Below are 13148 nucleotides of genomic sequence, written 5' to 3'. Positions count from 1 at the left end.
CCAGTTGAACAAACAGCTGCTAGACTGGGTTGGTAACGCTTTTGTTTATTAATCTTTAACTTCAGCCGAGATGTATTATGTCGATGCAGCCCATTACCAGCCAGATTATGATATTTGGCCACCCTCTGCACCCTGGTCTTATTCATTTTCCGGTAGCCGCCCTGATCGGGCTGATTGCCACAGATCTGGCATTTTTGTACAGTGGTGATCTGTTCTGGGCCAGAGCCAGCCTGTGGTTGGCAGGGGTTGGAGCTATTGGTGGCTGGATTGCCGGTTTGGCCGGGTTGATGGACATACTGCTGGTAAGCCAGATCAGACGGCTCATAACCGCCTGGTGCCATGCCATACTGGCAGTGATGTTGCTGTCGCTGGCCACGCTGAACTGGCTGTTGCGCCTGCCGGACCCGGCCAGCGTAATTCTGCCACAGGGGCTTTATTTGTCGGTACTCAGTGGTTTGCTGATCACCGTAACCGGCTATCTCGGTGGCAGATTGGTGTATGAATACGCCGTTGGTGTCAATATCGATGACATGTTGCAGCAAGACGCTAACCCCTGAGCCTGCAGGTTGATATGTCATAGAAACCATAACAAGCTGTCCTGGCTGGGTTTAACCAGCACTAACACAATAATACCCAGCAACAACAGCAGAATAGCGGCAAACAGGATGCTACATTTTGCGCCGATAGCTGTGGCGTGTTCTCGCTTTCGATACAGGATTAGTAAGCCAGCCAGCACATGGCAAACTACCAGAGCGGTAACCAGCGTAAGCTTTACCAGCAACCAGCTGTCAAAGTTACGGCTGACGGCAAAAATAGCCGTGCCTGACACTATAGCCAGTAACGCTACCGGGCTGGCCAGACGGGTAAACCATAGACGGTCTACCGCATCGCCCTTACCGGCAGCATCAGCCAACTGCGTTTGTGAATGATGGATCAGCAACGGTAAGATCAGTAATGCAGCAGCCCAGATCACCAGGACACAAATATGCATAAACAACAACCACACCATCAACAGGTACTCACAACAGCAGGTCTGACAAAAAAAATCATAAGCAAATTGTTAACTAATTAGTTTCTAAGCAACAAAGTTAACCCTAGCAGATTATTGCAAATCTGCCGCTTATTCGCCGATTTTGTCGGTATACGTAAAATTTACACCCGGTACTCAGACAAAATAGTCACCAGCGTTTCGCATTGTTGCATTAGTGCTGCGCTGGTTTGTTGTGTCAGCTCAGACTGCTGTGCACTGTCTTGTGCCAACTGACGAATTTGTCGTGTTTTCTGGTTAATATTTTCTGCCACTGTACTTTGCTGCTCGGCGGCACTGGCGATACCGGCATTCTGGCTTTTTATCTGATCAACTGCCGATTGCACAGCATGCAGTGCATTACGTGCACCTTCGGCAAATTTAACGTTGTCATCCACAGTCAGCTTATAGCGGCTGTTGATTTGCGCAACCGACACCACACCGCTTTCCAAGCCGGAGATCATCTGTTTTATTTCACCGGTGGATGCCTGTGTTCTGCCGGCTAATGACCTTACTTCGTCGGCTACCACACTAAAACCGCGACCCTGTTCGCCGGCTCTGGCCGCTTCAATGGCAGCATTAAGTGCCAGCAAGTTAGTTTGCTCGGCAATACTGTTAATCACTTCCAGCACCTTGGCAATATCCTGACTAGCTTTGGTCAGTGAGTTTATTGCCTGTTCAGATTCAGCCACAGCATGCATTTGCTGCTGTGAGTTGGTTACGGTATTTTCAATTACAGTCATCACCTGCTGCGCCAGCGTAGCAACTTCCTGCGCGGCGGTTTCTGCATCCAGTGCGCCGGTGGCCACAGCATGTGAGGTAGTGGTCATTTCTTCTATCGCATTGGCAATAGCTGCGGTGTCATGGGTTTGCTGGGTAATTTTATGCAATACCTGCTTTGCTGCCTGATCCATTGTTACTGCCGAGTGTTTCAGCCCGCCGGACACCTGCTGCACATCAACAATAGTTCGCCGCACTCTATCCAGCAACGCATCAAAGCCACTGGCCATAGTGCCTATTTCATCATTGCGGTCAAAGTTCAGCCGGGCGGTTAAATCCCCCTCTCCTTCCACAATGTTGGCTAATGAGGCATTAACTTTATTCAGTGGCTGAATAACAACGTAGCGCGTGAGGAAAAACACCATCGCAATCAGCAGAATGCCAAACACCACCACCAACACAATAAGCGAGCGCAAGGTTTGCCACACCAGGCCGTTTCTTTCGGTTTCTGAATACACCAGGTGTACTTTATAACCCCAGGGAGCAAACTCCAGCGTTTGTTGCTGCCAGCCGTCGTTTTGCCCGGCCAGAATTTGTTGTACCGCATCAGCGGCGATATTGTCAGAGTTTACCCGCACCTTGCCGCTGCGATCTTCAATAGCCACAAAGCCCTGTGACAACAAGCGGCTTTGCATCACTATGCGGTTTAACGCTTCTAAATCAGCACGGTAACCCACATAGCTAATACCAATAACATTGTTGCTGCCATCGGTTACCGGCTCATACCCGGTAACAAAAGGGTTGCCCAGGATATCGACCACGCCATAAAACGCCTCACCACGGCGGATGGCGGCAATGGCCAAGCCGTCGGGCGCCAGTACGGTACCAATGGCTCTGTTATTGTTGGTAATCACGTTTGTAGAAATACGTACAAAATCGGTGTTGTCACGGCTAAACAAGGTAGCCGTACCGCCCATAATACCGGTAACAGCATCAACCAGTTCAAAACGGTTAGCCTGGCCTGTGCCATTAAATACCAAATCATTTACTCTACGCCCCGCGACATCCACAGGCGAACCAACACTTACGGGACCACTTTGGACAATACGTTCATTAAGCAAACGCATGCTACTTTTCACCTGTGCTTGCATCAGGTTATCGGTCAGAGTTAGCAACGCCACAATCTCGCGGCCAAGCTGCTGGCGCTCCTGATCAAGTTGTTGTGTTAACTTACTGGCATCCCGTCCGGCGATAAGTGCGATGACAATAGCTGCGATGACAACAACTAAGCCGGTCAGCCAGACAATAAAGGTTTTTTGCAATGTCATAATTTATCTCTTTCAGTGCTGTAGCGTGTTGTCAGGGTTGTATCAGTACCGGATATTTCAGGTATTGATTGTCATAAAACGGCATTTGCCGGTAAAACCAGTTATAGCGCTCGCGTGGGTTATTTTTCAGTGCTTCATCTTTAGCCAGTGCCTGCTCAAACTGTTGCTGCAGTTCGGGTTGCTGCGCCAGCATCCGCTCAATCAATGGCTCTATAGCGTAGGGTTCAAAATACTCGGTGCGCTCAAACATGCCGGGGAAAAAGCCCCAGCTAAAAAATGAATCCGGTGCAGTTGGCTCCAGTAAAGCGACCACCAGGCGGCCTAACTGTTGGTCGGTGTCTACTTTTACCCAACCTGCACCAAGCGTGCGGCTGATATTGCTGCGGCTAAAACTGGCGTCCTGCAGCATAAAGCGGCCCTCAAAAGGCTTTGCAGCAAAGGTGTGCGCCGTAACACTAAGCTGTTGCAGTGTAACTTTTTGCGCTTTATCCAGCACCGTCACCTCAATACCATGCAGTTTTAGCCGCTGCATCACCGTATGCTGCTCCGGTGGTAGCCAATAGGCTTTGGGGATCACTATTTCGTTTTGGGCTACTTTGTCCCAGTAAACCGGCAGTTTTTCATACAGTTTTGGCTGCCCTGTCCAGGCAACGTAGTTATCTCCGCTGATAGCAGATGGCTTTAGCTGATAGCTGATACCTTTAAAATCGACATAGTCTGGTTGCTCGCTGGCAGTGTAGCTTAGCGCCATGCTCCGTGGCCTGGCCTGTAAATCGGCCTGGCGGGCCAGAATAAGCGCCTTACCTTGTTCATTGAGCAGTTTCAGGCTTTGCTCCAGCAATACGTAGGTGCCCAACACCCGCTGACGGTAAGGTTTTAAACTGTGGTTTTCTACCAGCACGGTGGGCAAATGCCGTACGTCACCATAGCCGTTGGAATAGCGCGGGCTGGCAGTCCAGCCGCTTATACCTTTGCTGAAATCTTTACTGTCGACACCAAACACCAGCGGGCCGGGAATATGCCCGGCCTGCTCCAGCGCAGCGTTAACGGCCGGGCGATATAATCTGGCCAACCAGCTCGCACCGTTCGGGCTTACCGCAGCAAAAGGCTCGTTAAAGCCATAGGTAATGTCGTACTGGTAATCCTCACCGTCGGTTACATGAACATCAATATATAAATCGGGCTGAAAGCGGTTTATTACCCCAAGCAAGGCCTGCATTTCCGGCGCATCAGCTTTGGCATAATCACGGTTTAAATTCAGGTTTTGTGCCGTAGCGCGCCAGCCTTGCTGCAACGGGCCACGCTGGTTCATCCGGTTGTATAGCGAGCGCCGCTCATGGCCATCAGCTGACAACACCGGAATAAATAACAGGTCGGCATTAGCCAGTAAATGGGCTTTCTCGCCCTGCGCAATGTCGCGCAGTAACATTAAGCCGGCATCTTTGCCGTCAATTTCACCACTATGAATACCAGCTTGCATCAACAGCAAAGGCCGGGCCGGGTTTTGTGCAATTTTATGCAATGCTTTACTGGCTTTAACCAGATACAAGGGCCGCCCTTGCGCGCTTACGCCAAACTGCTCCAGCTCCAGCAGCTCTGAGCTGTCAACCAATTTACGCAGGTAAGCCAGTGTGGCGTTATAGTCAGGGCTGTCTGTCAGGCCGGTAAGTTCTGCGGGCGTCACCCAGGGGGCATTCTTGGCTTTTATTAAACTTTCGCTTGCGCCACTCCAGGCGGGTAACGGCGGTAACCAGTCTGTGGCCTGTAACTGAATTGGCAGTAACACACTGCCGGCAAGTACTAAGGGTAAAAACCTGTTCATATTATTCCTGTATCGTTTTTATTTTAAATACGCTGCAGTACAGCACAGGTAAAAATAGCAGTGTCAGTATGGTAGCAAAACCCAGGCCAAACATAATCACTACTGCCAGACTGGCAAAAAAATCATCACCCAACAGCGGCAACATGCCCAAAATAGTGGTAATAGCCGCCATAGATACCGGCCGCACCCGGCTTACTGCGCTGTCAAATACCGCATTAAACGCTGCTTTGCCTTCTTCCAGCTCCAGCTTTATCTGCTCTAGCAGCACAATGCAGTTTTTAATCAGCATGCCGGATAAACTTAAAAAGCCCAGCAGCGCAATAAAACCAAAAGGTGCACCCAGCAGTAATAAACCGAAACTCACGCCGATAATAGCCAGTGGCACACACGCCCAAATTACCAGCGCACTGCGCAACGAATTAAACAGCAGTACGGTAATAATAAACATCATCAGATAACCTAGCGGCAAGGAGCTAAACAAGGCTGTTTGCGCTTTTTGCTGGGCTTCATATTCGCCGCCCCAACTGAGGAAATAACCGGTTGGCAGGTCAATCGCTTCAATGTCGGCTTTTACCCGCGCCAGCAAGGCTGAGGCAGTATCGTCAGACAAGTTGTCATGATCGGCCATTACCGTGACCGTGCGTTTACGGTCCCGGCGCTGAATTTTCGCTTCTTCCCACACCAGCTCAAAACCGGTAACAACTTGGGTTATCGGCACATAGCGCTGCAGTTTATTGCTGTAAACCTGCAGGTCGTACAAGGCGTCGAGATTATCCCGCTCAGCCAGCGGAGAGCGGGCCACTATCGGCAACAAATGGGTACCATCACGGTAAATGCCGACAGTGCGACCCGACATACTGCTTAGCAACACATCATCAATGTCCTGCTTGCTGATGCCGGCACGGCGCGCCATGGCTTCATTAAAGCGCGGCCGGATCACTTTGGTGCGCTCACGCCAGTTGTCACGCACACTAACGGCGCGGCCATCTGCCAGCAGAATGCTTTGCGCTTGTGCCGCCAACTGGCGCAGCACATCAGGATCAGCACCGCTAAAGCGGGCTTCTATTTTCGCCGGTGTCGAGGGCCCCACTTCAAGCCGCAGTAACTTGTACTGTAGCCGGGGTAACTGCTCGGTAATATAATTGCGGGTTTGTTGCATCAGTGCCGGCAACTGCTCACGATCCTCTGCTCTGACAATCAGCTGGCTGTAGGCAGCAAAGCTCTTTTCCGGCTGATAGGTCAGCATAAAGCGATCGGCACCACGGCCACTGGTGCTGGTCACATGGCTAACGCCTTCAAGGCTGCTGACATACTTCATCAGTGCCACAGCATCTTGTGCTGAATGGCGAATATCAGTACCTTCGGGTTGCCATAAATCTACCAGAAAAATAGGCGTATTCGACGGCGGAAAAAACACCTGTTTTACCTTGCCAAAACCAATAACCGCTACCACCAGTAAGCTTAGCGTCAACGCATAGGTTGCCAGCCGGTAACGTAAAGCAATATGCAGTAACTTACGGTACAGCGTAAAAATAAATCCCTGATACAGCTCTTCAGGTTCGCTGTTTTGCTGCAGTTTGTCTTTAAATAGCATACTGGCGAAAAACGGCGTCAGGGTAATTGCCGTTACCCAGCTTAATAATAACGACACCAATAATACCCAAAACAAACTGCCGGCAAATTCGCCGGTGGCATCACTGGACAGCCCTATCGGCGCAAAGGCCGCAATGGCAATAACGGTGGCGCCCAGCAACGGCCACTGCGTTTGTTTCACAATTAAACTGGCGGCATCGGCCAGCTTTAAGCGCCGCTGCATACCAATTAAAATACCTTCGGTAATAACAATAGCATTATCAACCAGCATACCCAGTGCAATAACCAAAGCGCCCAGCGAAACCCGTTGCAACTCAATATCCATCTGGCGCATAAAAATAAAGGTGCCCAGCACCGTCAGCAGCAAAATCAGGCCAATTAAAATACCGCTGCGCAGCCCCATAAACACCAGCAGTACCACAATAACAATGGCAACAGCCTCTGCCAGATTAATAATAAAACTGCTGACCGAACCAGCTACTTCGTCTGGCTGGTTATAAATGGTATGCAGCTCTATGCCTACCGGCTTGTTGTATTCCAGTTGTGTCAGGCGTTGCTGAATTTGCTCTCCGGCCTCAACTACGTTGACCCCGCCCGAAAACGACACGCCCAGCGTCAGGGCATTCTGGCCGCCAAAACGGATCAGCTGGCTGGGTACTTCAGCGTTTTCACGATACACACGGGCCACATCGCCTAAATAAATCAGCTCCCTTGAATCCGGGCTGCTGATAATCAGGCTTTCCAGCTCTGCCACCGACTGAAACTCGCCGGTAGGATAAATACGCAGCCGATCCGGCCCGACTTTAATTGAACCTGCATTAGCCACCATATTCTGGCTTTGCAACAAGGCAGATAAGGTCTGCGGTGCTATGCCAAGCGCCGTTAAGCGCGGGCGGGAAATTTCAACAATAACCTGCTCCTGCTGGACACCACCTACCGCTACTTTGCCTACACTGGGTACCAGCACCAACTCGCGGCGCAAAAAGTCAACATAGTCGCGTAATTCATCATCGCCGTAGCCGTCACCGGTAATGGCATATAAAATACCGTAAACATCACCGAAATCATCTTTTACCTGAGGCACCTGCACACCCGGTGGCAGTTGTGGCTGCAAATCATTGACCTTATGGCGCAGCTCATCCCAGATTTGTTTTAGCTCTTTGGCGCGGTAGGTGTCTTTCATTTCTACCATCAACTGCGATAAGCCAGCGGTAGAAACCGAGGTAACATGATTTACATAGGGTAGCTGCTGAATGGCATTTTCCAGCGGATAGGTAACCTCTTCTTCTACCTGTAACGGTGAAGCACCAGGGTACTGGGTAATAATTAATGCCTGCTTTAAGGTAAACTGGGGGTCTTCCAGCCGCCCGAGCCCCAGATACGACACTATACCGCCAAACAATAAAATGGCAGCAAACAGCCAGGAAGATGTGCGGTACTGAATAAAATAGCGCGCCAGATCCATGCTTACAGCCCCCGCTCACGCACCCAGGGCCTGACTTGCTGGCCTTCAGTTAACTGTTGCACACCAGCACTCACCACCTGCTCACCCGCAGCCAGGCCAGACGTAATCGCTGCACCGGCACTGGTTAAACTGCTGACAGTAACGGCACGCTTGCTAACCACACCACTGTTATTATCGTATACCCACACATAGCTTTGCTGCGTTGCCAGCGGATCGTCGGCAGGCATAAAAATGGCCGTAGCCGGAATAAACAGAGCATCAATATACACATTGCTGATTTTACTGACCTCAGCAATAACATTGGCCGTCATACCCGACAGCACGTTAAATTCGGTTGGTGTTGGCATGCTAAACACCACTTTAAAGCTATTCGTGGCCGGATCGGCCTGAGTGTCCCATTCACGGATACGGGCACGGTAGCGGTAAAGCGGGTGTGAGTCGAACACCACCTCGGGCTGATAGTCGAAATCTTTGCGCACGTTGGATATCACATCTTCCGGCACCTGGATCACCACATCTACCTGATCACGCACCTGCAGCTCCATAATTGCCTGCTGCGCAGCAACATTTTCGTGGTTCTCAACCAGTAAGCGGGAAATATTACCGGCAAAAGGTGCTTCCAGCCGGGTATAACTGAGGGCCGTTTCTGCCGTGGATAAATCTGCCTGCGCCACCTGCATTTGGGCTTTGGCTTCATCAAATACGGCTTGTGACACCAGTTTCTGGCTTATTAGTTGTTCAGAGCGGGTAAACTGGGTTTGTGATAACTCAAAGCGAGCCCGGGCCTGATCCAGTTTTAGTTTAAAGTCGGTGTCGTCCAGCCTGGCCAGCAATTGGCCTTTATCCACCGCTTGCCCGGGGCGGGCTATCAACTGCACCAGTTTACCACTGACACGAAAAGTTAAACTGGCACGCTCTGTCGGTTCAACCACCGCCGGAAATTGCCGTACTGCGCCGGTAGCATCAGCACTTACCTGATGTAACTTTACCGGCCTTATAAGTTGTGGGGTTGATTCAGGTTCAGGTTTTGAACAAGCGCTAAGCAGAAATACAATAGATATTGACAGAAAAACAAGCGGCCGAAAGTGCGGCATAGGTATCATCCTGAAACAGTAATAAAACAAAGGTGCTGTTAAAGCGTAGTCAAATATGACCAAAACGCTGTATTTAACATCAAAATCATGCGACTAACAGTAATTATTATACCCGGCAACGCCGGGCTGGCTAAATTTCAAGCAGTGCTTGTTTTAACATATGCACCTTGTCGCGAAGCTGGGCAGCCTGCTCAAATTCAAGATCACGGGCATGCTGCAGCATTTTTTGCTCCAGTTGCTTAATTTCAGCTTCTACCTGATACGACGTTTTGCCTTTAATCATTCTGACTTTTTCTGCCACCATCGGTAGCGCCGGGCTGGCATCCTGGCCTAAGTCCATGACATCGGCAATTTTCTTCTTAATAGCAGTAGGTGAAATACCATGCTCAAGGTTAAATTGCTGCTGCTTGGCACGGCGACGGTCTGTTTCATCTATTGCCCGTTGCATCGAGCCGGTGATGCGATCGGCGTATAGTATGGCCCGGCCTTCGAGGTTACGCGCCGCACGGCCGATAGTTTGAATAAGTGAGCGCTCTGAGCGTAAAAAGCCTTCTTTATCAGCATCCAGTATCGCCACCAGCGATACTTCCGGAATATCTAAGCCTTCGCGTAGCAGGTTAATACCGACCAGCACATCGAATACGCCTAAGCGTAAATCGCGGATAATCTCCATCCGCTCTACGGTATCAATATCCGAGTGCAGGTAACGTACTCTGACGCCATGCTCATTCAGATAATCGGTTAAATCCTCGGCCATTTTTTTCGTTAGCGTGGTAACCAGCACCCGCTCTTTACGATCGGCCCGGATAAAGGCTTCTGACAGCAAATCATCTACCTGTGTTGCCACCGGACGGATCTCGATCAGCGGATCAACCAAACCGGTGGGACGCACTACCTGCTCAACCACTTCACCGGCCGACTGTTCCAGCTCATACACGGCCGGCGTTGCCGACACATAAATCCGCTGCGGCGCTATGGCTTCAAATTCATCAAACTTCAGCGGCCGGTTATCCAGCGCAGAGGGTAAACGAAAGCCATAATTAACCAGGTTTTCTTTGCGTGAGCGGTCACCTTTATACATAGCGCCAATCTGCGACACTGTAACGTGCGACTCATCAATAAACATCAGGCCATCGGCCGGAAAGTAATCCAGTAAGGTTGGCGGCGGCTCGCCGTTGGCGCGGCCGGATAAATAGCGCGAGTAGTTTTCGATGCCCGAGCAGTAACCCAGTTCGACCATCATCTCTAAATCAAATAAAGTACGCTGGCTTAAACGCTGCTCTTCTACCAGCTTATTATTGGCCAGTAGTTCATCGCGTCGCTGTTTTAACTCAACTTTAATTTCATCTACCGCTGCCAGTATTTTCTCGCGCGGCGTAACGTAGTGCGTTTTCGGATAAACGGTATAGCGGGTTACCACTTTTTCTACCGAGCCGGTTAACGGGTCAAAAATACTAATGCGCTCAATCTCTTCGTCAAACAGCTCTACCCTGACGGCAATATCGTCTGACTCCGCCGGGAAAATATCAATCACATCGCCGCGTACACGATACGTAGCACGCTGAAACTCGATATCATTACGGCTGTATTGCAACTCGGCCAGGCGGCGTAAAATAAAGCGCTGATCGACAATGTCACCTACTTTTAAATGCAGCAGCATTTTCATATAGGATTCCGGATCGCCAAGGCCGTATATAGCGGAAACTGAAGCAATAATCACAACATCACGCCGCTCCATCAGCGCTTTGGTTGCCGATAAACGCATTTGCTCGATGTGCTCGTTAATAGAGGCATCTTTTTCAATAAAGGTATCGGTTGAAGGCACATAGGCTTCGGGCTGGTAGTAGTCGTAGTACGACACAAAGTACTCCACGGCATTATTCGGGAAGAACTCTTTCATCTCACCATAAAGCTGCGCCGCCAGCGTTTTATTATGCGCCATGATCAGTGTTGGCCGATCTACCCGCGCGATAACATTGGCCATGGTAAAGGTTTTACCTGAGCCGGTAACCCCCAGCAGCGTCTGATGTGCCAGGCCGGCTTCTAAGCCTTCTACCAGTTTATTAATGGCTTCGGGTTGGTCTCCGGCTGGTTGGTAATGCGATACCAGTTCAAATGCACGTGTCATGTTGGGATCTCCTGCTGTGAACGCTGTATAGCCCGGTTAAACCAGTACCAGGCCACTGCGGCAGTAAATATATTTGCGACTACGCAGCCAATAAACAAGCCGGTAACACCATAGAGTTTGCCACCAAGCCAGGCCAGCGGCACATAAAACACAAATAAGCGTATCAAACTTAATAACAGTGCACTGCCCGGCTGGTGTAACGCATTAAAAGAGGAATTGGTTAAAATGGTAATGCCCTGCAGGCCGTATGCCAGCGGCACTATCCAGAGAAACTGGCAGATAATACGCACTACTTCAGGTTCGCTGCTAAATAATCTGGCCAGAGGCACCGCCAGTACAGCCAGCAACAGGTAAATAGCCAACTGCCATACCAGCACAAAACGGCCACACAAACGATAAGCTTGCTGCACCCGGCCTAACAAACCGGCACCATAATTCTGGCTGACAAAAGGCGGTAACGTCATCGACAGTGCCAGCACCACCAGACAGGCAATACTTTCAATCCGGGCACCAACGCCAAATGCCGCCACAGCCGAGGCGCCATAATTGGCTAATATTGCCGTTAACACCGCCATTGCCAGTGGCGTTAACATATTGGCACCGGCGGCTGGTAAGCCAATACGCAAAATCTTGCGGCACACCTGATTTAACTGGGTGGCATGAATCCAGTTGGTGCTAATCAGGTCGCGCTTAACCAGCAAATAAATAATTAATACCGAACCAAATACCCAGGAAATTAACGTGGCTATTGCCGCGCCCTGCATACCAAGCGCCGGTATTGGCCCAAAACCAAAAATCAGCATCGGATCAAGCACTGCATTAACCAGCCCCGAGCACGCCATAATAATGCTGGGTGTTTTGGTATCGCCTGCGGCCCGCAACACAGCATTGCCTACCATTGGCAACGCCAGCAGCACGGCGCCGGCAAACCAGACATCCATATACTGGCGGATATACAGCAAAATTGTGTCATTGGCGCCAAGCAAACCAAACAGAGTATCGGTAAACAGATAACCGGGTATCGCCAACAGCGCCACCAAAATGCCGGATAACCATAAAGCTACCTGGCCATCGGTGCGGGCTTCGGTTAACCGCCCGGCGCCCAATGCTTTGGCAATAACGGCAGAAGTGCCAATGCTAAGGCCAATTACCAGGCTGATTAGGGCAAAAGAAATAGGGAAAGTAAAACTGATCGCCGCCAGTTGCTCAGTGCCGAGCATACTGATAAAAAACGTATCGACCAGGCTGAATGTCATTAAGGTGATCATTCCCACCAGCATCGGTAATGTCATCGATACCAGCGTAGCCTTAATATCATCATGAATTAATGAAGGTTTAACACGGGAAGAGGTAGTCATAATTACTGCTGTTAACCGGCATAGCGCTATTGTAGAGAAAAGCCGCCGCTACAGCCATGTTAATTTCCCTGTTTTTGCTGCCAGCGCAGGCATATTTTGCTGGAATTATCTGCTAAATAGTAAAATAGTTCACAATTCCGCCGTGCTTATTTCATGCCAGTTATTTATTTTCCGACAGATCATCAGTTTGCAACAATAATATCTATCTCATTGTTTTAATTAGATTAAAAAATTCATCGCAACTTGCTTGACCTGCTTGTATCTCAACAGAATCAAGCCTTCCCCGACGAAACCACCGCACAATTCACAGACTTATCCACAGCTTCTGTGGGTAAGTGCTGGCAGCTCCCGACAACACTGGGACGGCAGTAGCCAGGTAGCAGCCGGCTAATGACTAAAGTATTGCGCCATTACTGCGGCTAAAAGCAGCGCTTTGTTTAAACATTATGCAAGTGATACAAGATGGCGAAAATCCCTGTGGCAAAGTGTTGACAGAGGGTATAGCTGGCATTAGTATTGCGCCCCGTTGAATGCTGTTCCCTAGTAGCTCAGTTGGTTAGAGCGGCGGACTGTTAATCCGTAGGTCACTGGTTCGAGTCCAGTCTGGGGAGCC

The 13148-nt window shown here is 50.0% G+C and carries 8 protein-coding genes and 1 tRNA gene; 2 read left to right on the top strand and 7 right to left on the bottom strand.

The window, feature by feature from the left end:
• The first annotated feature begins 77 nt into the window (after positions 1–77).
• Positions 78–557: a DUF2231 domain-containing protein gene (locus MJX74_RS05045; RefSeq protein ID WP_092793395.1), complete on the top strand. Its 480-nt coding sequence runs from the start codon at positions 78–80 to the stop codon at positions 555–557.
• Positions 558–574: 17 nt separating this feature from the next.
• Here the strand turns inward: MJX74_RS05045 and MJX74_RS05040 are convergent, their stop codons facing one another.
• From MJX74_RS05040 to MJX74_RS05010, 7 genes are all read right to left on the bottom strand, one after another.
• On the bottom strand, positions 575–1009 hold the full coding sequence (locus tag MJX74_RS05040; RefSeq protein ID WP_275692683.1) for a CopD family protein: 435 nt from the start codon (positions 1007–1009) through the stop codon (positions 575–577).
• Between the two features lie 143 nt (positions 1010–1152).
• Complete coding sequence (locus tag MJX74_RS05035; RefSeq protein WP_240221408.1) at positions 1153–3075, bottom strand: methyl-accepting chemotaxis protein; 1923 nt, start codon at positions 3073–3075, stop codon at positions 1153–1155.
• 31 nt (positions 3076–3106) lie between these two features.
• Positions 3107–4897: a M14 family metallopeptidase gene (locus tag MJX74_RS05030; RefSeq protein ID WP_240221407.1), complete on the bottom strand. Its 1791-nt coding sequence runs from the start codon at positions 4895–4897 to the stop codon at positions 3107–3109.
• 1 nt (position 4898) lies between these two features.
• Entirely contained in the window at positions 4899–7955 is a 3057-nt protein-coding gene (locus tag MJX74_RS05025; protein WP_240221406.1) for an efflux RND transporter permease subunit, read from the bottom strand.
• Between the two features lie 2 nt (positions 7956–7957).
• Positions 7958–9049, bottom strand: coding sequence for an efflux RND transporter periplasmic adaptor subunit (locus MJX74_RS05020; protein WP_240221403.1), 1092 nt, complete (start codon positions 9047–9049; stop codon positions 7958–7960).
• A gap of 130 nt (positions 9050–9179) precedes the next feature.
• The gene (uvrB, locus tag MJX74_RS05015) at positions 9180–11177 is read right to left on the bottom strand and encodes an excinuclease ABC subunit UvrB (protein ID WP_240221401.1); all 1998 of its coding nucleotides are present in this window, start codon (positions 11175–11177) and stop codon (positions 9180–9182) included.
• The gene (locus MJX74_RS05010; protein WP_240221399.1) at positions 11174–12535 is read right to left on the bottom strand and encodes an MATE family efflux transporter; all 1362 of its coding nucleotides are present in this window, start codon (positions 12533–12535) and stop codon (positions 11174–11176) included. The genes uvrB and MJX74_RS05010 overlap by 4 nt, the downstream gene beginning before the upstream one ends.
• Positions 12536–13072: 537 nt before the next feature.
• Here MJX74_RS05010 and MJX74_RS05005 point away from each other — a divergent pair.
• A tRNA-Asn gene (locus MJX74_RS05005) sits at positions 13073–13146 on the top strand.
• The last annotated feature ends 2 nt before the right edge of the window (positions 13147–13148 follow it).

The organism is Rheinheimera hassiensis, from assembly GCF_022436675.1.
Classification (GTDB): Bacteria; Pseudomonadota; Gammaproteobacteria; order Enterobacterales; family Alteromonadaceae; genus Alishewanella; species Alishewanella hassiensis.
This window is presented reverse-complemented; position numbering and strand designations above follow the sequence as displayed.